Origin of the sequence: Deefgea piscis (assembly GCF_019665785.1) — a bacterium.
Taxonomy (GTDB): Bacteria; Pseudomonadota; Gammaproteobacteria; order Burkholderiales; family Chitinibacteraceae; genus Deefgea.
In genome coordinates this window covers 476,320-497,398 of sequence record NZ_CP081149.1, presented here as the reverse complement: position 1 = coordinate 497,398, position 21,079 = coordinate 476,320, and the positions used below count along the sequence as shown (strand labels likewise).

The window sequence follows — 21,079 nt, the reverse complement described above, 5'->3', positions numbered from 1 at the left end:
AACTCCGTTGGTGCGGCTTTTGGTCTGAGGCAAGACACGCAGCGCCTAGCCAACAAATCAATTGCGTAACATCACACAGCACGACTCACTATAATGTAAGCGCTCAGCCGCTCCACCGCCTTGACGCTTAAGTTTCTGCTAGCGCTCTTAGCGGTAATAATTCGTCGATGCGGCTGTTCGGCCAAGTGGGGAGCTTTTCTAGGGTGTCGGTGAGCCAGGCCATCGGGTCTAGGTCGTTGAGTTTGGCGGTGCCCAGTAGCGTTTGAATTGCGGCAGCGCGTTGACCGGCGCGCTCGCTCCCCGCAAATAACCAGTTCTTTTTGCCAATCGCAATCGGCCGAATGCTGTTTTCGACCGGATTGTTATCGATTGGCGCAATGCCGCTTTGGGCGTAGCGTTCAAGCGCCGTCCAACGCCGTTGGCTGTAAATGATCGCTTTAGCGAGTGCGCTATTGGGCGCAACTTTGCTACCGGTTTCATCCAGCCAAATTTTGAATTCGAGCAGTTTAGGTTGCGCTTGTTGCTGCCGTAGCGCTCGGCGTTGTTCGGGGTTTAAATCTTTGGCCTGCGCTTCTAGTGCATACAGTTCGCCAATACGGCGCAGCGCCTCTGCGGCAATCGGGCTGCCGTTGGCTTGATGCAATTCGAAGAATTTGCGCCGTGCGTGCGCCCAGCAGCCCAGCTCAATCACGCCGGTTTTGAACAGCGCTTTGTAGCCGCCATAGTCATCGACCATCAATTGACCTTGCCAATCGGCCAAGAAATCGCGGACGTGTTGACCCGAGCGACCGCCTTGGTAGTCGAACAAAATGATCGGCGCACTGCCACTCAAAGGCGTGTTGCGATACCCCCATAAATACGCGGTTTTGGTTTTGCCTTTGCCCGGATCAAGCTGTTTGACTGGCGTTTCATCGGCATGCAGCACCGTTTCGCCTTTCAATCGTTCACGCAATCGATCCGCCAACGGCTGCAACCACCAGCCGACTGTGCCGACCCAACTGGCCAGCGTGCTTTCTGCTAACGGCACGCCGCTGCGTTCGGCGATTTGCCGTAGCCGATACAGCGGTAAATGATCAATGTATTTGCTGACCATCACCCACGCCAAAGTGGCCGCAGTGGGTAAACCGCCATTGATGATCGCCGGCGGAATCGGCGCGGCGCTCATCGTTTGACAGCTGCGGCAAGCGTATTGCGGGCGAATGTGGCGCAACACGCTAAACACCGCCGGTTGCACATGCAGTTGCTCGCTAATGTCTTCGCCGACTTTAACTAAACCCTGACCACATTGGCCGCAACTGCATGATTCAGGCTCGTGAACCATATCGGTACGCGGCAAATGCGCCGGTAAGGCTTGGCGACCTGCACGAATGCGCGGCTTTTTATCGCTGACCTCGGGGGTGTTGTTGGCTTGCTCGGCGGCGAGTTTGGCTTCCAGCGCCGCCATATCGGCATCGAGGGCTTCTTCAAACAAATCTCGCTGCTCGCGATTCATCACTTCGGTCTTAGCGCCATAACGCATGCGGCGCAGATAGGCCAATTCCATCGTTAGCGCTTCGATGGTTTGCGTTTTATTTTGGATGTCGGAGACGTATTGTTTGAGTTGTTGATCTTGCTGAGTGACTAATTCAGTATGCTGAGCAAGGAGTACCGACTGCGCCAAAATCGCCGCGCGGACTGCGGCGGGTAGGTCTAAATTGGCGAGTTCTTGAGCGAGATCCATGTGTTGATTTTACAGGGTATTGCCATAAGAATTATATATTACATGCTGTATAGCGCAATACTGCGACAACTATTTTATCCATCCTCATCGTGAATTAGTAGGCGTATTCTGGTAGCGGTGGCGGCGCGAGTCGTTGCCAATCGACCCCACTCACCAACCATTGCCACTGCGCCGCATCCAGCGTAAAGATCACATCGCCCGCTTGCGGCCAAACAAACCGACCTTGATGCAAACGCCGCTGTGCCAACCACACACCGGTGCGATCCCACAGCAACACCTTCAAGCGATTACTGCGCTGATTGCGAAACGCATACGCCACACCTTCGATGGGGGAACGCTGCAAACGGGCATGAATCTTGGCCGACAAACCCTCGATACCAAGGCGCATATCGACCGGTTCGACGACCAATTGCAGCGAAGTGAGTGGCGGCATCATGTCAAAGCGCGCAATAAAGCTGCGACCCAAGCCGGATCGGTCGCCGCTGGCAAAGTCAGGGTCACGCCGGAGGGGAAATTCAACTGCAACTGCGCCGCAACGGGTGCGGGCCATTGTGCGGGCACGATGCTTGACGCCGATGGTTTCGGGGCGATCTGCGGTTCGGTGATTGCAGCTGAAGATGCGTCGGCAGATTCGAGGCGGCTACGGCGCAGCCAACTGGAAAAAGTAGTGCGTTTAAGCTGGTGCACTCGGACAAACTCGGCTTGAGTTAAACCGCTAGCCTGCCAACGTTGCACCCATTGCAAAGCATCAATCCACCGTCCCATGCTGCGCTCCCAAAAATCAAAAGCGCAGCATGCCTGAATTAAAACGATAATTGAGGTGGAACGGCTAAGCCCTTACACTATAATCAAGCCACCTCTTCACGACGGCAGATCCGCCATGCGCATCCTTCCTTATGTACTCAGTGTTTTGCTTGTCGCCAGTCATAATGGCTGGACTGCCCTGCCCAGTAACGACGACGAGTGGCAAATCAGTAAAGTGGTAATTCTCAATCGGCATGGGGTACGCTCCCCCACCAAAGACACGGCACTGATGCAGCAAGTGACGCCAGATAACTGGCCAACGTGGCCGGTCGCACTGGGTGAGCTCACGCCACGGGGTGGACAATTACTCCAGCTGCTTGGCCACTACTATCAAACCGCATGGCAAAAAAACGGACTGTTACCCGCCCAAGGCTGCCCAGCAACCGGCCGCATGCTGGTTTGGGCCGATAGCGAGCAAAGAACTCGCGCCACCGGTCAAGCGTTCATCGACTCCGTTGCGCCCAATTGCGGCGTCGCGCTACAAACCCAAGCGGATTCCAGTCAAGTTGACCCGCTATTTCATCCACTCAAAATGGGGATTTGTCAGCTCGATCCTAAGGCGGTACGGCGCTCGATTCAGCAGCAACTAGGGACAAAGCCCGTCGATCAACAATTTGCCAGCGCGTACCAGCAACTAGCGACAACGCTCAATTTGAACGCCGCGCCGCTGTGCTCGGCCCAGCTAAAAAGCGATTGCAGCTTGCCACAATTATTGCCCAGCCGTTTGCATGTCAATCACCACGGCGCGGGTTTTAAGGGCGCACTGGGCTTAGCTTCCACATTAAGCGAGATTTTTTTATTGCAATACGCAGAGGGAATGCCCGATTCACAAGTCGGCTGGGGACGCATTGCGCAGCCCGCGCAGTGGCAGCAACTCTTTACTGCGCATAATGGCTATTTTGCGCTGACCCAAAAAAACCCACTCATTGCCAGCGCCAATGCCACGCCCTTATTGCAGATCATTAGTGATGCGCTGCAAGATCAAGCCCCCGCCAACGGTGGCACTTTGACCCAGCAAGCGGCGAGCGCCAAAATTGTTTGGCTGATTGGGCATGACACCAATATTGCCAATGTCGCCGGTGCGCTAGGCCTTAATTGGCAGCTCACCGAGCAACCCGATAACACCGCGCCAGGGTTAGCAATGATTTTCGAGCGCTGGCAACATCCGCGCAGCCAACGAGAGCAAATCAAAATCAAATTGGTTTATCAAACCTTGCCACAAATGCGCGCCATGACGCCGCTGAGTTTGCACGGCGAACAACCGGGCATCATTGAGCTCACCCTGCCGCAATGCACGGGTACGGCCTGCACTCCTAGCCGTTTTGCCGAGCTCAGCCGCAGTCGGCAAGTCAAGGCTTGCCAATATCAGCCATAAGCCGACATCTCGGTGTCAGTATCTAGGGTCTGTTGACGTTAAGGATTATTCGCCGCTAGCGGAATCGCGACGAACGGGTGGCAGCCATTGAATCACGCTGATGGCTTGTTCTAGCCGCTGTAAACTCAGATTTTTTTTCGCTAAGGCCATATTGAGCGCCGCAACTAAAGGCATGGCTTGGGCGGTTTCGCCTTTGGCGTTTTTAATCGCCCGCGCAATCATTTTGGCGTCGTTCTCGGTAAAGCGCGTTGCCCATTGGGCGGCAACAGCGCTGGCTTGCGTTGCGGTTTTTTCTTGCATCACAAACTTAAAAGCCACATCGCCCATCATCACAATATATTGCGTGCCATTGCGATCCAGTGTGGCCTGCGCCGCTTTAATTTCGGCGATTTGCTGTCTTAGTTCTTCAACTGGCGTCAATTGCGACTCCTGATCTTGCAAAGGAAATGGCATTTCATCCTCAAAGCACAAAAAACTGAGGATAACAGAAGGCAGCAGATCGCGGTCATCGCCCCACCGCAATCTGCGATTTAAATGCCTGCAGCACAGCATTCAATCCAAGCATCGCCCTAAAGCCCCGTTGCTTAACAACCTTGTGGACTACAAAACGCTCCGCCATCTGTGGGCAAAGTGGCTGGGTTTTGCTGCCGTATCCATGCGACAAAAGCATCGGTTTGGCCTAAAAATGGGCCCAAATCAATGGCTGCTCCGCCAGCGATACGCAAGGAAGGAAAACCACGCAAACCGTGCTGCGCCATCTCTTGCTGGGTTTGGGCAAAATGCGCGGCAATCGTTGTGGCTTCATGCTGCATCGCTTGCTCAAACGCTGCACGCGTAAAGCCCAGTTCGGCCGCCAGATCAAGTAATACTGCGGGATCGGCAATTTGCCGCCCTTGCTGATAATGCGCTTGCTGGATTTTTTTTAGCATTTGCAAGCCCGATCCCCCTAGCGCTGCAGCGGAAAAAATCGCCAAAGTCGGCGGTGTGGAATCAAACACCGCCTGCGGATTACGCAGCAAACCGTCGAAATACGCTGGCGCAAAAACTTGCCCGGTTAAAGCGGCGATACGCTGATCATGCGGCATCACATAATCGCGCAATGCCGCTGTCACCGGCTGGCGGCGCTCACCACTCATCATACCGCCAGCGTGGAGCACGATTTCAATGTCAGGACATTGTTCTGCCAGCGCCTGCAATAAAGGCGCTGCGGCGTAGCACCAGCCGCACAGTGGATCAAAATAATAATCCAAACGTTTTACCATTTCATTTCTCCTTGATTCACTTTGGCACCAATCTCTAGCGCCATACCCATGCCAGCTTGTGGGTAAGCGCTTTGCATACTGCGAATCAGCTCACCGCTGTTTTTGGCATTGGCCGCATTGGTTTCAAAGCGCTGCAAATACTGCTGAGTATATTTAATCTGGCTGGCATCGAGCACACTGCCTGCTTGCATATGCCCTGGAATCACCGTCACCGCTTGCAATGCGGCCATTTCATCGAGCTGCGCCAGCCATGCACGGCGCTCGGCAGCGGTTTGCGTATCGGCCGTCCAAACGTGCAGCCCGCCAAAGACCGCAATATTGCCAGCAATGGTTTTAATCGATGGAATCCACACATACGGGCGGTGCGCCAAGATGCCGGTATTGCCACGAATTTCAATGGTTTCACCTTCAAGCATCAAGGTATTGCCTTGCAAAGCCTGTGGCAAGACTGGTTTTTGCGGCGCATTGGCGCCCATTTTTGGCCCCCAAAACGCGACCTTTCCGGTCAATTTACTGTTTATTTTGGCCAGTACCGCAGGCGTCGCCACGACTTGGGCTTGCGGGAACATATTTTTTAACACTTCAACGCCAAAATAATAATCCGGATCGGCTTGGCTAATCAAAATCGTGGTTAATTGCTTGCCACTGTCGAGCACATTGGCGGCAATGCGCAAGGCATCAGCGCGAGTAAAACCGCTGTCGATCAATACGGCTTCTTTTTCTCCGCTAATCAACACTGAATTCACATGAAAGCTGGCGGCATCAGCGTTGTAGACTTTAAGTTGCAAAGGCGCTTTGGCGCTGTCTTGGGCTTGAGCGATGTTAAAGCTTAAAGCTAAGGTGCTGGCAAGTAATGTAGTGCGAAACATGACGTTTTCCTTTAGGGGTTTAATTGAACTGACGCCAGTGTAGTTGCATTAAACCGCCAGATAAATGCGTTATCATGGCCATGATTGTTGCAAAATTCGATCAAATAAAGGAAATCCACGATGGATAGACTGAAAGCCATGCAGGTGTTTAGCAGCGTAGCCAGCACCGGTAGTTTTAGCGCTACGGCCGATCAGCTCGATATGTCACGGGCGATGGTGACGCGCTATATCGCTGAGCTAGAGCAATGGCTGGGCGCACGGCTACTGCAAAGAACGACGCGCAGCGTGACCCTCACTGATGCTGGCGAAAACTGCCTGCGGCGCAGCCAGCAAATGCTGGCGCTGATGCAAGATATTGAAGAAGAAAGCACCCAGCATGCTGGCGAGCTACGCGGCCAATTGCGCTTAACGTGCAGCATGTCTTTTGGCCATGCGCATTTAGCAGCGGCGATCGGCGACTTTTTAGCGCAGCATCCGGCGCTAAAAATCGATTTAAACGTCAACGATATGGCGGTGAATTTAGTTGAATCCAGAATTGATTTGGCGATTCGAATCAGCCTTGAGCCCGATGCTTTATTGATTGTACGCCCTTTGGCGGCGTGTGAATCAGTACTGGTCGCCTCTCCTAGGTATCTAGCGCAACACGGCATTCCCAATGATCCAGAGGCACTTACCCAGCACGATTGTTTAAGCTATGCCAATTTTGGCAAAAGCATTTGGCAATTTAACCGCGGCCAAGAGCAGCGCACCGTCGCCGTTCGTAGCCGCTTTAGCGCCAATGAAGCCACCGTTTTACTACACGCGGCCTTAGCGGGTAGCGGCATTGCCTTGCAGCCCAGTTATTTGGTCAATCCTTTGCTGGCCAGTGGCGATTTACACATCGTCCTGCCCGACTGGCAAGCGCCAACGATGACGATTTATGCGCTATATCCATCACGCCGACATTTATCCCCTGCCGTGCGTGCCTTGCTCGATTTTTTGGTTGCGCGCTTTAATCCCGCGCCGTGGTAAACACTATCGGCGCACTCCCCATTTTTGTAAGAATCACAAGCGCTAGTCCGCAGTGAACCCGCACTCAGGCATAATAAGCATGCGCCAACAGATCGTACCCAGCGAGCTGGTAACGATTCTAGCGCTGAATTTGAATCTAAAAAAATCAGGGTATATGCCTGTAGCTTAATTTTTAAATGGGCTGCATTAACATACCGACAAGAATTGGAATTATCGTGCTGACACCCAACATCAATACCGACATTCCCGCGTATGGCGTGGATGATTTAACAGAGCAAAGCTGGCAATGGCTGCATGCCGTTGGCCAGTTGGCTGCACAAGAACTCGCCGCCATGCCCAAAGGCACTTTGGCGCTACTTGAAGCGCAAGATCGGGTGTATTGGGTGGCGCTGATCCACGATGAATATTACCTCGCCACCGCCACCATTTTTGACGGCGAAATCAATATTCAACACGGTGCACTATTACGCGATTTATATGGTTTTAGTATTGAAGAGCTGAACTTCATGCGCGAAGGTTTGACCGACTGGCTGACATCCCAAACCACGCTGCAAATCGCCGAACCACGACAATTGCAACGCTGGAGCGAGCTCCCAGTGCACAGCGTGAACGACGACTTCCACAGTTAAATTTACAAATCAGTCGATCGCACCGAACGCCCCTTCGCTAAAGCGACGGGGTATTTTTCGGCATTGAGCAGCAATTTGGCCTGGGCGGCAGCAACTAAGTCAATTTGCGTTACTTGGCAAAATTGCAGTAAATACAGCAAAATATCTGCCACTTCATGCTCACACGCTTGGCGCTGTGTGGCATTTAACAGCGTGGTTGTGCTCGATTCTTCCCATTGAAAAATCTCCAGTAATTCGGCAGCTTCGACCGATAAAGCCATGGTTAAATTCTTAGGGCTATGAAACTGCCGCCAATCGCGCTCTAGCGCAAATTGATTCACTTGTTCAGCCAGTTGCTGCAATGAATCACCCTGCTTGATCTGCCCCATTTACTCTCCATTTGTGCGATTCACACGCACTAGCATAAAAAATACCAATATCATCAATAGCTTATAAAAACGCACAGCTGTTAACTCACGCGTATTTACTTGACATTCAATAGAACTTTCCAAGAATAACCACATAGGCTTCGCCTGTAATACCACCTCATTCTTGCTGCGATTCACGGTCGTGGAGCAAACCAATGCAAATTTCAATCCAACAACGGTTAATTTATACCGTCTTATTTTTATCTTTAATGCTTATGACCTTAGGCGGCATGGGTTTGTACAACCTGCAACAGGTTAATCAATCGCTTAAAACCGTCTATGAAGACCGGGTAGTGCCACTCAAACAGCTCAAAATCATTGCCGACGCTTACGCAGTCAATATCATTGATGCCGCCAATAAAGCCCAAGTTGGGCTGGTCAGCGCAGAAAATACCGCCCAACAAGTCGCAGCTGCGCAGCAAATGATTGATCAACAATGGCAAGCTTATAAGGCAACCAGCCTCACCGCCGACGAGTCGCGTTTAGCGCAAACGGCCGAACAGCGCTTTGCTGTAGCCAATCAAAAAATCATGCTGTTAAAGCAATTTTTAGCCCAACAGCAAGGTCCGATCCAAGGCCAACTTACTGAGCTCATCGGCATTTTATATCCTGCGATTGATCCGGTTGGCGAAATCATTGGCGACTTAATAAATCTACAGCTCGACGTTGCCAAGGCCGAATACTTGCAAGCGCAAACCAGTTACCAGCAGGTCAAAATACTCATGATCGGCTTAATTTTATTTGGCTTATGCTTGGCCGCTGTATCGTGCTTTTTGCTGATTCGGGCAATTTCAATACCACTTTCTCGTGCGGTACTGATTGCCGAAAATATCGCTCAAGGTCAGCTGGATAATACCATTGTGATTCATTCACAAGACGAAACCGGGCGCTTGCTGCAATCGATGCAAAATATGCAGTTAACCATCCAAGGTTTTGTCCAATCACAGTCCGAAATGGCCAAACAACACCGCGCTGGCTGGACAAGCCACCGTATGGATACGGCAGCATTTCCCGGCACATTTGGCGAGATGGCGCAAGAATCCAATCAGCTGGTGCATTCACATATTCTAGTCACCGAGCAAACCGTACAAGTGATTACGCAATATGCCCAAGGTAATTTTGAAGTGGCGATGCCGCGTTTAAATGGCGATCAAGCGCAAATTACCCAAGCTATCGATCAAGTCAAACAAGCTTTACTCAATATCAGTAATGAAATTAAAACCTTGGTCGAAGCCGGCGCTGCCGGTGACTTTGCCGTGCGTGGCGATGCCCAACGCTATCAATTTAAATTTAAAGCCATGATTGAAGATTTAAATCGCTTAATGAATACCTGCGACATAGGTTTTAACGATATTTTGCGCGTCGCCAATGCGCTATCAGTTGGCGATTTAAGTCAAACGATTCAAAAGGAATATCCAGGCTTATTTGGCCAAGCCAAAGACGGCGTAAATCACACGGTATTTGCGCTGAGTAATATCGTTGCCGAGATTGAAAGCATGGTGACTGCTGCAGCCGAGCAAGGTAATTTTAGTCTACGGCTCGATGTTGAAGATAAAACCGGCTTTAGCGCTCGCATCGCCCAGTTGCTCAATCGCCTGTCTGCAGTCACCGAAATGGGTTTGCGTGATGTCATGCACGTCGCCAGCGCGCTAGCACAGGGTGATTTAAGCCAAACGATTCGCACAGACTACCCAGGCTTATTTGGCGAAACCAAAGAAGGCATGAATGCCACCGTGTATAAATTGCAGCAACTGGTCGGAGAAATTCAACAAGCGGGCAACACGATTAACGTTGCCGCCACAGAAATCGCACAAGGCAATCAAGATTTATCCCGCCGTACCGAAGCACAAGCAGCCAGCTTAGAAGAAACCGCATCCAGTAGTGAAGAGCTCGCCAGCACGGTAAAACAAAATGCCGACAATGCGATTACCGCGCGGCAATTGGCACAAAATGCAGAACAGATTGCCAAAACAGGCAGCGGCTTAGTGCAATCGATAGTCAGTAGCATGGCGTCGATCAATGCATCGTCCGGCAAAATTGTCGACATTATTAGTGTGATTGATGGCATTGCGTTTCAAACCAATATTTTGGCACTCAACGCCGCAGTAGAAGCCGCTCGGGCGGGTGAACAAGGGCGTGGCTTTGCGGTGGTTGCCACCGAAGTGCGTCATCTGGCACAGCGCTCGGCCATTGCGGCTAAAGAAATCAAAGTACTCATTAGCGGCAGTGTCAATGAAGTCGAACGTGGTAGCCAAATCGTCAGCTCAGCAGGCAGCACCATGGCTGAAATCGAGCACAGTATTCAGCGCGTAACGCACCTGATGCATGACATTGCCATCGCCTCCAAAGAGCAAAGCGACGGCATCGGTCAGGTCAATCAAGCGGTCGGCCAGATGGACGAAGTCACTCAGCAAAATGCCGCTCTGGTCGAACAAGCCGCTGCGGCGGCTACCTCATTACAAGAACAAGCCGATCAATTGGCGCAGTTGGTCGGCGTCTTTAAACTCAATCATTTGACTCCACGCCTAGCACTATCTGCGCCTAAGGTGTATTGATGTTTGCTTTTCCACACTACGCGAGTGTTCGCGGAAAATCCAAGCGTCGTCACCGCAAGCAAAGCAAATTGCGCGCATAAAAAAGCCGATGCATCGCATCGGCCTTGGGCTAATCGGTGCGCGAATTAGGCGCTTTGATCAACCTTGGCAGCACTGAGTGCCGCTTGAAGTTTGGTTTCATCTTCATGCGATAAGGAAGTTTGCAGCAAAGTCCCGCCGGTGCCGCGTAGTTGCTCGAGAACTTTATCTGGCGTCATGCTGCGCACCAAAACAAACAGCGTTGAGCTTTCTGGCTGCATATTGGCCGCCAGATCTTTCATAAACTGATCATTAATGCCCAAATCAGTCAACGCACCCGACAAAGCACCGGTAGACGCACCAATCGCCATCCCGACGACCGGCATTAAAAAAATCATCCCAATCAAAGCGCCCCAAAAACCACCACTGACTGCGCCGGTGGCAGTCAGATTCAGCGCTTGATGCAATTTGACTTTGCCTGCGGCGTCTTTAGTGGCGACAACGGCGTCTTCTAAATCAATCAGATATTCAGTTTGTAATTTACGCAAAGCCAAACGAACTTCTTCGGCTTTATACATATTGTCATAACCCACGACCACTAATGAACTCATCTCAATTCCTTTCAGAAAATTAAAATTAAATTTCAACAAAACAAAGAATTTACATTGTTGATTATTGCACAGTACTTTCAATCGATTAAGAAAAAGCCATGCGCAAACCAATGAAATAGCGTAGTTTGGTATTTTTTACGCTCGGCGCAGTAGCAAAAAATCCAGTGCAAAAACCAGCAAAACACTGATCAAGACCATTGGCAATAACAAGGCCAACGCCAGCAAAATCAAACTGCCAGTTTTCCAGTGTAGTAGGCTCTGCGCGGTTTTGGGCGCAGCAAATTGGCCAACAGGACGACGCTTTAACCACATCACCACGCCGCTAATTGAAATCAGGATGAGCAACACGCAGGCCGACAGCATTAATAATTGGTTCGGCAAGCCAAAATACTTGCCTTCATGAATCGCAATCCCATATTCAACCGCTTTTGGCACCCAGCCATAGTCAGCAAATCGAATGTCGGCCAACACTTTGCCGCTGTATTGATCTAAATGCAGCGTTCTTTGCTGCACTGGATCATCCACTGCTAATGACAGCGTATAAACACCCTTGGCATCTTTGGGCGGGCTAATCGATAAACCTGCTTGCATGTTTAACTGACTAGCAATGCCTTGGATTTGCGTTAAGGACAATGCCGTCGTCGCCAATGGCTGCGACTGATGCGCCGCGTGTTCACTGTGCGGCAATGGTGCGGCCTCTACCGCCCAAGGGACGGCTTTATCCACCGTTGAATTTAAACTGCGAGTCAGCGGCGTCGATTCTGGCAATTGATTCCACAAAGCACTGGGGTAGCGCTGCCAAACTTCGGCAAATTTTTCACCCCAAATCCCAGTCCACGGCAAACCGGTAAGCAGTAAAAACAGCAGTACGCCCGAGCACCAAAATCCGCCGACCGCATGCAAGTCTCGCCAAAAAACTCGCTTGCCAGCGCCAAGCCGAGGTAAAAAAGTCCCCCACACACCCGCCTTGCTGGGCCACCATAAATACCAGCCCGACAGCACCAGCAAAATACTCCAACTGGCGGCTAACTCAATCAGCGCATCGCCCCACGGCCCCAGCAATAATTCACCATGCAAACGCAGCGCAATGCCTTGTAATGTCCAAGCAAAATCTTGTTCGCCTAAAATTTGATTGCGATAAGGGTCAATAAATACCAAGCGTTCAGCGCCATCGGCCAATTGAATTTTAAACTGCGCGCTACGATCGATTTGTTCGGCCGGCGTATATTTCGTCACCTGCATCGCAGGATAATTTTGCGTGAGCGTCGCCACCATGGTATCGGCCGTCACCTGTTGTTTGGCCGGGCTAACCCGTAATAATTGCGGATACAGCAATGGATCGAGCTGCGGTTTAAACAGATAAATCGCGCCAGTCACCACCAGCAGCATGAGTACCGGTATCACCAATAAACCGGCGTAAAAATGCCAGCGCCAAACTACGGCATAAAAGTTTGCGGGTTTTGTTTTCGACATACGAAGTCTCCCGCCACTAGCGTTGATGTTGGATTTTCTGCGAGCAGAGCCAAATCAACCGCGCTAGCGGCCTAAATTTAAAATCAATGTGTGTTTTTAAATCGAGAGAACAATCGGCGGGGCGTGACTTGGCGGGCGTAAAAAATCAACTGAAACGGCATGCCAAACCGCTAAAACACGCGGCAGCTCACCAGCAAAAAAAGCAAGCAATGGCAGTAAAATCGCCACCTTTGGTGGACACGCGGCATTGGCGCTAGCGGCCAATAAGCAAATTTTACAAATACTGTTCGTTGGCGCAGCAGGCGCAGAATCAACGGGTACATCGCTCGCTTTAACGACGCTACTACACAATGCTGGGCGTGCGTAATCCTGCATCGGCGGGCGATGCACCATACTCATCAGCAGCATCGCCAGCACTGCAAACAGCGCCAGCGACAAACCGCTTAATCGAAACCCACGCGAAGCCAGCATTGAGAACTTGAAAATAAAAGGCCGGCGGATTCTACGAAGCGCCGCAAACCGGCACAAGCGCTATTTTCAATTGTCATAATAAACAATGGGTATATTGACGCACCCTTTAATAAAAAAGAGCCGCAGCAATATACCCATAGGTAACAATAAACAACACCTAAACCAACAGCTTGGCTTAGCTCGCCTAGGTAGAATTAAGCCGACACAAAACGCTCATGCGATGCTGGCGGTATAAATGTCCAAGCAATAAAGCGGCTTTGCTTTTGCCCTTGGCTCATTTCAATCGTACGCACATCATAGGCACCGGCTTTTTCTAAAGTGCGATATAGCAAGGGCAAACTGCTGGCTTTCGACACCAAGCTGGTAAACCACAAGCAACGCTGAGCAATTTGCCGGCTTTCTGAAATCATGCGTTGAATAAAGGCTTCTTCGCCCCCCTCACACCACAGCTCACCGCCTTGACCACCAAAATTGAGCAGCGGTTTTGCCTCTGCTGCGCTAGCGGCCTTACTGGTACGCGGCGCTTTACCGAGGTTTTTCCATTTGCGCTGCGAGCCAGCACTGGCCTCAGCCAAAGACGCATGAAATGGCGGATTGCATAAGGTTAAATCAAAAAATTCATCGTCTTGAATAATGCCTAAAAACATCGCGCCAGGAATTTTTTGCTGGCGTAATTGAATATTCAATTGCGGATTGGCCGCCGCAATCTGCTGTGCATTGGCTAGCGCCACTTCATCGACTTCTGAGCCAACGCATTCCCAACCGTATTCACTGGCAGCAATCAAGGGATAAACGCAATTGGCACCGCAACCGATATCCAGCACGCGAACAACAGCCGGCATTTTGCCACGATGGCTATCAATCAATAAATCCGCCAAATTGTGAATATAATCGGCGCGCCCCGGAATCGGTGGACACAAATAGCCTGCCGGTACATCCCAATTTTGTACGCCATAAAATGCCGCCAATAAAGCACGATTGAGCATTTTCACTGCCGCTGGATTGGCAAAATCAATCGACTCATCACCATACGGATTCACTGCCACAAAGGGCGCTAGTGCTGGGCAAGCCGCAATCAAGCTCGGAAAATCATAGCGACCACGATGCCGATTGCGCGGGTGCAATTGTGCTGGCGCTTTGGTCACGCTGGGCGCGGCAGGGCGAGAAGTTTTAGAACGCGGTTTTGCTTGCATATTTTTTAGCCTTAAATCAGTGCTGCCATTCTCGCACATTCGCAGTACGATTCGGCGGAATCGAATTGGGTCTAGCAGTTGCTTCGCAAAAACGACCTTCCATCGGAATGACGTCGTCCTAAGTCACCGTTCATACCATGACTAAAACCGTTTTTATGATCTCGGCGTAAACTGGCGATCTTTTTTAATTGGCTCACGCAAAATGACACCAAATAGCCAAACGATTCGCTTTTTACGTCAACGAATTCCCAGCTTTGAATGTATTGTCGGTTGCCATGATTGTTGTGGACCGGTCACCACCTCGCCAGAGGAAATGTCGCGTTTACCTCGCAAAACAGCGACTGAGCAAGAGGCGGCGCTGGCAGAATTATCTTGCCCGCATTTGGCCGAAAACGGCTGCACGGTTTATCTAGAACGGCCGCTGATTTGTCGCTTATTTGGCACGACGCCCGCCTTACCCTGTCCGCATGGCCGTCGTCCTGATTTAATGATTAATCCAGACATTGAGCGGCAAATTCACCACTATATGGCCAGCACGCGGCAAGTCTTGGTGTAAACGGCAATGCTCAACATGCTCCTCAGCACACGCTGGCCTCGTACTAACGGCGTTCTACCCGCCTCAATACAAGGCTAAGCAAGTCGCCTGTACGCCACAGCAAGGACGTTTTATTCATATTTTGGTGAATAAAAACCTGATCTGATGATTACCTTGCATGGATGGATATATAGCCATTACGAATTTTTATAAAATCCTGCATCAATATTCACACTAAATTTAAATTCATCATCAGTAACACGTCAAACCTTCACCGTTAATTTTATTAAATTTCTTTCAAAAAACAATAGTCGGCTTACGTATTTTCCATCAAGATACTTCAGATCAATGCTTTATGTAATGCCTTACACAGGAGCTATTCCCATGCTTGATCGAATTTCAACGCGACTGATTGTTGGTTTTGGTTTGTTACTCACCTTGATGATTACGATCATCGCCATCAGCTTATTTAGCGTACAAAATATTCAAAGTACCAGCACGAAAATCTTGCAGCAAGACATTGCCATTGGCAATGCAGCGCAAGAAATTCGCTATTTAGTGACCCGAATTCGACAAAAAGAAAAAAGCTTGTTTATTGCCATTGGTGAGCAAGGCCTAGATAGCACCGCGACACTAAAAAAAGAATGGGATGAGCTGATCGTCGAACTCAACACGGAGGAGACAAAATTCGAGAACCTGCCGTTGTCACCGGAACTCAAAGAAATTGCAAGCAAAATGCCAAGCCAGATCAAGGGCTATAACGACGCTGTCAATGCCGTTTATGCACAAATTGTATCTGGACAAATCACCACATCGCACATGGCAGATACTGCGCTAGAGCCCTACAAACAGCCACTTCGTGACCTTGGCGACAGCGTCAAAAAAGTCTCTAGCATCACGCACCAAACTGTCACCGATGCCCAAGGGAATATGGAGAAACAAGCAGAACAAATCCGCAGCAGTTTACTCATCATGGGGCTGATTGTGCTACTGGTTGGCGTTGCTGCCGCACTGCTGATTGCTCGCTCTATCATTACACCGCTCAATGTGATGCAAAGCGAAATTGTCGCCATCGACCAAAACAATGACTTAAGCCGTCGCTTGCCGCTCAATGGCGGCTATGAACTCCAAACCATGGCACTGGCAATCAACCGCTTGTTGGGCTCACTCAGCGGCACGCTCAGCGATTTACAACACCAATCGGATCAATTAAAAGGCTCAGCACAGCAGCTCTCAAGCACCTCGGCGCAAGTCAAAAATAGCTCAGAACGCCAATCGGATCAAAGCACATCGATGGCTGCGGCATTGGAAGAAATCTCTACCAGCATTAGCCACATCGCCAGCCTTTCTGGCGACGCGCATCAGATGTCGCAGCAATCGGGCCAAGCGGCAAAAGATGGTGCACAGCACATCGACAAGATGGTGGTAGACATCGGCAAAATCGCCGAATCAATTCGCCAAGCGGCAGGTTCTGCCGAGGAGCTTGACAGCTCGTCGCTACGGATTTCGAGCATCACCATGGTAATTAAAGACGTTGCCGACCAAACCAATCTACTGGCGCTGAACGCCGCGATTGAAGCGGCCCGTGCCGGAGAACAAGGCCGAGGCTTTGCCGTGGTGGCCGATGAAGTTCGCAAACTGGCCGAGAAAACCGGTCAATCGGCGCAAGAAATCGCCTCGATGATCAATACCATTCAGCATGGCGCTAAAAACATGGCCGAACAAATGCGCGTTTCAGTCCAAGATGTCGAGGCGGGTATGCAAGTCGCGCACAATGCCGGACAAGCGATGAATCACATTACCGGCAGCGCCAATTCAGTGGCGCGGGTGATTGAAGAAGTCAACGTGGCGTTGGCCGAACAATCATCGGCCAGCCAAATGCTCGCCAATCGCGTTGAATCTATCGTTCAAATGATTGATGAAAATACCCAAAGTACCGCCCACGTGGCCGGTACGGCACAGACACTCGACACGATGGCCGATACGCTAAGCAGTCAAATTGCGCGCTATCGCGTCAGTTAAGATCTGTTGATGTTTGGCCTCTAGCCACACATTCAAGCTATAAAATAATTCTCGGCTGCGCAGGCAGCCGTTTTTATTTCAGCGCCTTGATTCGATCAGTTAAAATTAAATTTTTCCTTACACAAATCAATCATGCCTATTCGTCCAGTGTTAAAAATGGGTGAGCCCTTGCTACTAACTACGGCGCAAAAAGTCAGCGAATTTGATACCCCCGAGCTACACGCACTCATCGTCGATTTATTCGACACGATGGCCGACAGCCAAGGCGTGGGCATTGCTGCGCCGCAAATCGGCGTTAGCTTGCAAGTGGTGGTGTTTGGTTTTGCGCAAAATGCGCGTTATCCCGATGCCGATGCGGTGCCACAAACGATTCTTATCAATCCCATCATCAGCCCCATTGGCCTAGAGCTCGAATCTGGCTGGGAGGGGTGTCTGTCTGTACCTGGCTTACGCGGTGTTGTTCCACGCTATACCCAGATACGCTATCAAGGCTTTGATCAGTTTGGCACACCGATTGATCGCACCGTCAGCGGCTTTCACGCGCGCGTCGTGCAACACGAATGCGACCATCTATTTGGCGTACTCTACCCGCAACGCATCACCGATATGACGCAATTTGGCTATACCGAGGTGCTATTTCCCAAGCTGGAGGCGGGGCAAGATGAGTAAAAAATCCAGCGGTGGACTCGTCTATTCAACCGAGCACGGCACAATGTGTCCAGCGTGTCGTCAGCCGATGGCAGCTTGCAGCTGCCAAGCGGCGCCTCCCAGTGGCGACGGCATCGCCCGAGTGGGCCGCGAGCTACGCAAAGGCAAGGCCGTGATTGTCGTCAAAGGCTTATTACTAGATAGCGCTGCACTCACCACTCTGGGCAAACAACTCAAAACCCTATGCGGTACGGGTGGCACCGTCAAAGACGGACAAATTGAAATCCAAGGAGAACATCGCGACAGCATCATCAGCGAGCTCAACCGCCAAGGCTTTAAAACCAAACGTGCTGGCGGCTAGCGCCAGTTGGCGCGGGCTTGGTCGCGGCAAATTTTGGCTAAAAATAAGACACAAAGCGCGGAAAGACTCGCAGTAGCGCAAAATTACCATCCCCAGAGTGGCCTGCATCATAGCTGCAATCGTAGATAGAACTTATGCTCAATACGGGTGCAAAAGTGGGATCGCCATTGGCCAAAACACTTTTGCGTTACGCGTTAATCGCTGCTTTCTATTGATAATCGTGTCTATGAACAAACTCTTTATTCTGGCAATCAGCGCCGCATGTGCTTTTCCGCTGAGCGCCGCCGCCAGTATCAATATCTCCATCGGCACCCCGGTGGTGATTTCACCGGCTACGCCAATTTTGCAACTCGGGTCGCGCAATCATCGAGGTTATTATTGGGATGGCCGCCATTGGCAAAGCCCACGCTATTGGTCGTCGCATTACCGTTACCATCAAGGGCGCTGGCATGATCGCGACGATAAGCGATATAAGAAATATAAAAAGCATCACCACCACGGCCGTGATCGTGATCGCGACTGGGATGATGATTAATCAAAACAGCAATGCGCAGACGTAAAAAAGCCGATCTAAAAGATCGGCTTTTTTGAATTTGGTGCCCGGGGCCGGACTCGAACCGGCACACCTTTCGGCGGGGGATTTTGAGTCCCCTGCGTCTACCAATTCCGCCACCCGGGCATGAGTGTGTTCTGTGTAGGAGGCGGATTATTCCTGATTCCATCTGGCTTGGCAAGCATTTTAAAAAAAAATTATTGCACTCAAAAAATACCTCAATAAAATCAATGGGCATTCAAAATTCAAACCAGCGGCAAGCAATACTAATTGCGTTTATTGCCAATCACGCGTGCGCGGCATTACTGATTACGCGGTTTAAAAAAGGTGTAGTTTTGGTAAGGCTCAAACGCCTGATAAATCGCCACCGAACGCGCAGGTAGTTGCAGCAACACACTACCAGCCTGCATTTTGCTATCTGGCGCGCCACCTAAAGCATCGCGCAACGGCACGCCGTCGTACCAATGCGAATAAGGAATCAATAAACGACTCGCCAGCGGGGTATCGGCTAAATTAACCACCACCAAAGCGGCCTCCCCCGGAACATCGGTGGCGCGTAAAAACACCAGGGTATTGCCGGCAAGGCGATGACCCAAAACGATAATATCGCCATACTGCAGAGCGGTATTTTGCTGGCGAATCGCAATTAGCTGTTTAACCCACGCCCGCTGCGCATGATTCCAATCGGCTTCGTTCCAGCGCATTGGTCGGCGGCAATCCGGATCAGCGCCGCCTTGCATACCGATTTCTTCGCCGTAATATACGAGCGGGATGCCCGGCAAAGTAAATTGCATCGCCATCGCCAGTTGCGCGTCATGCAAATTACCAACGGTGGTAATCAAACGCGGCGTATCGTGGCTCGACAACATATTCCACGAACACAACAGCCCTTTCAAGCCATACGCATCACGGGCATCTTGAATCGCCGCATTCATTTGTATACTGTCAATTTCGCCTGCCAGCCAAGCCAAAATCGCCGTGCGATACCAGTAATTCATCATGCCGCTATAACCAGCACCAGCCTGAAACCAGCCGCCAGAAAACCCATTTAATTCACCAAGTAACCCAGCCCCTGGATACGCTTTACCCACTACCTCGGCCATCTCTTGTGCCACGGGTATACCGACGTCTTGCGCGACATCAAAGCGCCAGTTGTCGATACCTCGACTTAACCAATATTGCACCACGCTGTTTGGCTGACGATACAGCACGTCTCTGACCGCTGGATTGGCCAGATTGAGTTCCGGCATCAAACCATAATCTTGCCAACATAAATAACGTCCATCAGCCAGAAAAGTAAACCAATCGCGCTTGCTTGGATCGCCTTGCTGCGCTGCCAAAAACCATGGATGAAATTCAGAGACATGATTGAGCACGGCATCTAACGTTAGATTCATGCCTTGTTGATGCAATGTATCGATCAAACGTAGTAGTGCCGCCTCACCACCAAACATCGCGTCAATATTAAAAAAATCCGTGGCGTCGTATTTATGATTGCTTGGGGCGCTAAAAATCGGCGTGAGGTAAACCCCAGTCACACCTAAATCCAACAAATAGTCGATTTTGTCAGCTATACCATCCAAGTCACCACCAAAAAATTGCTGTCCCCACGGCTGATTTAAGGTGCTGTCATCCCAGCCACATTTGGCGACATTGGGCCCGTCATATGCGGTATTGGCCAGTTTTTCCGCGCTACTTAAGCCAGCGCCGATAGCAAATCGCTCGGGAAAGATCTGATACACAATTTGGCTAGCGCGCCGACGAGTAAGGTCATCCAGTTGAGTCATCACATCGCCCCATTGACAGTGAAATACATTAACCGTAGCAGAACATCAACCGACTCCAATATTGTTTTTAGCTGATTCAAAACTGACAAAACCTAAAAAACAACACTCCGTCTTTATTTCTTAACTGCAACAAATTGGTAAAAATATAATCAGATACTGAGTGCTGACTCAACCGTTTGCTGCCCAAGCGAAACATCACGGCAACAGAGAGCGAGTGATTCATTTTAAAAGCAATGATTTGATGCTGTGCCAATGCGCTCAATGCAAATCAAGCGTAGAACACAAAGGCAGATCGGCGCTTCAATAAGCTGCAATTGGAGACCTCATGACCGAGCACAATTACATTCTGAAGCTTATTACCATCCACGGCGTCGAGCAGCCCATCGCGACCGGGACGTACGATTCAATCCTGAACGCCTACAACAATAAACGCAAAAAACTCAGTATCGGCCAACGCGTCACCATGTCACGCCGTTATGACACTGGCGATGTAGTGCTAAAAACTTGCGCGCCTAGCGGCCGAAAATACCCGACTCAGCGCAGCTATATCATGGCGAACTACTGCCGCTAATCAACGCGGGCTTCGCCAGTGCAGCACAATCCCCAACGGTGCTAGCCGTTATTTTCGGCGGCACTGTGACGTATTGCTATGTAAACCTTTTAAATATTGACTCCCATTAATATACCCAATAGCACCATACCCAATCAAAGCGGCGTCATTACCGCTGAAGCAGAAAATACTGACAGCCATATAGAACGAACGTACAATTTGTTT

The 21,079-nt window shown here is 50.5% G+C and carries 22 protein-coding genes and 1 tRNA gene; 10 read left to right on the top strand and 13 right to left on the bottom strand.

Annotated features, from left to right (window positions below; all coding sequences use genetic code 11):
- Positions 1–127 precede the first annotated feature (127 nt).
- The 3 genes from tnpC to tnpA form a co-directional block, all read right to left on the bottom strand.
- Positions 128–1,720: an IS66 family transposase gene (gene tnpC, locus K4H25_RS02415; protein ID WP_221020868.1), complete on the bottom strand. Its 1,593-nt coding sequence runs from the start codon at positions 1,718–1,720 to the stop codon at positions 128–130.
- Between the two features lie 94 nt (positions 1,721–1,814).
- Positions 1,815–2,156 (bottom strand): IS66 family insertion sequence element accessory protein TnpB, encoded by a 342-nt coding sequence (gene tnpB / locus K4H25_RS02410; protein WP_221020869.1) that lies wholly within the window; start codon positions 2,154–2,156, stop codon positions 1,815–1,817.
- Positions 2,153–2,485, bottom strand: a complete 333-nt coding sequence (tnpA, locus tag K4H25_RS02405) for an IS66 family insertion sequence element accessory protein TnpA (RefSeq protein ID WP_221020870.1) — start codon at positions 2,483–2,485, stop codon at positions 2,153–2,155. The genes tnpB and tnpA overlap by 4 nt, the downstream gene beginning before the upstream one ends.
- Before the next feature lie 115 nt (positions 2,486–2,600).
- Between tnpA and K4H25_RS02400 the strand changes: the two genes are divergently transcribed.
- A complete protein-coding gene (locus tag K4H25_RS02400; protein WP_221021851.1) occupies positions 2,601–3,899 on the top strand; it encodes a histidine-type phosphatase in 1,299 nt (432 codons plus the stop codon).
- A gap of 45 nt (positions 3,900–3,944) precedes the next feature.
- Here the strand turns inward: K4H25_RS02400 and K4H25_RS02395 are convergent, their stop codons facing one another.
- From K4H25_RS02395 to K4H25_RS02385, 3 genes are all read right to left on the bottom strand, one after another.
- Positions 3,945–4,352, bottom strand: a complete 408-nt coding sequence (locus K4H25_RS02395) for a hypothetical protein (protein ID WP_221021850.1) — start codon at positions 4,350–4,352, stop codon at positions 3,945–3,947.
- Between the two features lie 131 nt (positions 4,353–4,483).
- Entirely contained in the window at positions 4,484–5,161 is a 678-nt protein-coding gene (locus K4H25_RS02390) for a DsbA family protein (protein WP_221021849.1), read from the bottom strand.
- Entirely contained in the window at positions 5,155–6,030 is an 876-nt protein-coding gene (locus K4H25_RS02385) for an MBL fold metallo-hydrolase (protein WP_221021848.1), read from the bottom strand. The genes K4H25_RS02390 and K4H25_RS02385 overlap by 7 nt, the downstream gene beginning before the upstream one ends.
- Before the next feature lie 120 nt (positions 6,031–6,150).
- Between K4H25_RS02385 and K4H25_RS02380 the strand changes: the two genes are divergently transcribed.
- Both K4H25_RS02380 and K4H25_RS02375 read left to right on the top strand, forming a co-directional pair.
- Positions 6,151–7,041, top strand: coding sequence for a LysR family transcriptional regulator (locus tag K4H25_RS02380; RefSeq protein WP_221021847.1), 891 nt, complete (start codon positions 6,151–6,153; stop codon positions 7,039–7,041).
- A 215-nt stretch (positions 7,042–7,256) separates the two neighbouring features.
- A complete protein-coding gene (locus K4H25_RS02375) occupies positions 7,257–7,670 on the top strand; it encodes a hypothetical protein (RefSeq protein ID WP_221021846.1) in 414 nt (137 codons plus the stop codon).
- Between the two features lie 2 nt (positions 7,671–7,672).
- Here K4H25_RS02375 and K4H25_RS02370 read toward each other — a convergent pair whose 3' ends face one another.
- Positions 7,673–8,038 (bottom strand): nucleotide pyrophosphohydrolase, encoded by a 366-nt coding sequence (locus K4H25_RS02370; RefSeq protein WP_221021845.1) that lies wholly within the window; start codon positions 8,036–8,038, stop codon positions 7,673–7,675.
- A gap of 194 nt (positions 8,039–8,232) precedes the next feature.
- On the opposite strand from K4H25_RS02370, the gene K4H25_RS17050 reads away from it, so the two are divergent.
- Positions 8,233–10,632, top strand: a complete 2,400-nt coding sequence (locus K4H25_RS17050; protein ID WP_221021844.1) for a methyl-accepting chemotaxis protein — start codon at positions 8,233–8,235, stop codon at positions 10,630–10,632.
- A 125-nt stretch (positions 10,633–10,757) separates the two neighbouring features.
- On the opposite strand, the gene K4H25_RS02360 is transcribed toward K4H25_RS17050, so the two are convergent.
- The 4 genes from K4H25_RS02360 to rlmF form a co-directional block, all read right to left on the bottom strand.
- Positions 10,758–11,261 carry a DUF1269 domain-containing protein gene (locus K4H25_RS02360; RefSeq protein WP_221021843.1) on the bottom strand — a complete coding sequence of 168 codons (504 nt, stop codon included), beginning with the start codon at positions 11,259–11,261 and terminating at the stop codon, positions 10,758–10,760.
- 135 nt (positions 11,262–11,396) lie between these two features.
- Positions 11,397–12,734, bottom strand: a complete 1,338-nt coding sequence (locus tag K4H25_RS02355) for a PepSY-associated TM helix domain-containing protein (RefSeq protein ID WP_221021842.1) — start codon at positions 12,732–12,734, stop codon at positions 11,397–11,399.
- A gap of 96 nt (positions 12,735–12,830) precedes the next feature.
- Entirely contained in the window at positions 12,831–13,205 is a 375-nt protein-coding gene (locus K4H25_RS02350) for a hypothetical protein (protein ID WP_221021841.1), read from the bottom strand.
- Positions 13,206–13,399: 194 nt separating this feature from the next.
- Positions 13,400–14,398 (bottom strand): 23S rRNA (adenine(1618)-N(6))-methyltransferase RlmF, encoded by a 999-nt coding sequence (rlmF, locus tag K4H25_RS02345; protein WP_221021840.1) that lies wholly within the window; start codon positions 14,396–14,398, stop codon positions 13,400–13,402.
- A 202-nt stretch (positions 14,399–14,600) separates the two neighbouring features.
- Between rlmF and K4H25_RS02340 the strand changes: the two genes are divergently transcribed.
- The 5 genes from K4H25_RS02340 (at position 14,601) to K4H25_RS02320 (ending at position 18,499) form a co-directional block, all read left to right on the top strand.
- Positions 14,601–14,954, top strand: coding sequence for a YkgJ family cysteine cluster protein (locus tag K4H25_RS02340; RefSeq protein WP_221021839.1), 354 nt, complete (start codon positions 14,601–14,603; stop codon positions 14,952–14,954).
- Positions 14,955–15,317: 363 nt separating this feature from the next.
- The gene (locus K4H25_RS02335) at positions 15,318–16,955 is read left to right on the top strand and encodes a methyl-accepting chemotaxis protein (RefSeq protein WP_221021838.1); all 1,638 of its coding nucleotides are present in this window, start codon (positions 15,318–15,320) and stop codon (positions 16,953–16,955) included.
- Positions 16,956–17,087: 132 nt separating this feature from the next.
- Entirely contained in the window at positions 17,088–17,624 is a 537-nt protein-coding gene (gene def / locus K4H25_RS02330) for a peptide deformylase (protein ID WP_221021837.1), read from the top strand.
- Positions 17,617–17,964, top strand: coding sequence for a translation initiation factor Sui1 (locus K4H25_RS02325; RefSeq protein ID WP_221021836.1), 348 nt, complete (start codon positions 17,617–17,619; stop codon positions 17,962–17,964). The genes def and K4H25_RS02325 overlap by 8 nt, the downstream gene beginning before the upstream one ends.
- Before the next feature lie 226 nt (positions 17,965–18,190).
- On the top strand, positions 18,191–18,499 hold the full coding sequence (locus K4H25_RS02320) for a DUF2502 domain-containing protein (RefSeq protein WP_221021835.1): 309 nt from the start codon (positions 18,191–18,193) through the stop codon (positions 18,497–18,499).
- A 59-nt stretch (positions 18,500–18,558) separates the two neighbouring features.
- Here K4H25_RS02320 and K4H25_RS02315 read toward each other — a convergent pair.
- Positions 18,559–18,643 (bottom strand) — tRNA-Leu (locus K4H25_RS02315).
- Between the two features lie 176 nt (positions 18,644–18,819).
- Entirely contained in the window at positions 18,820–20,304 is a 1,485-nt protein-coding gene (locus K4H25_RS02310) for a glycoside hydrolase family 13 protein (RefSeq protein WP_221021834.1), read from the bottom strand.
- A gap of 325 nt (positions 20,305–20,629) precedes the next feature.
- Here K4H25_RS02310 and K4H25_RS02305 point away from each other — a divergent pair, with 325 nt between their 5' ends.
- On the top strand, positions 20,630–20,875 hold the full coding sequence (locus tag K4H25_RS02305; RefSeq protein ID WP_221021833.1) for a hypothetical protein: 246 nt from the start codon (positions 20,630–20,632) through the stop codon (positions 20,873–20,875).
- The last annotated feature ends 204 nt before the right edge of the window (positions 20,876–21,079 follow it).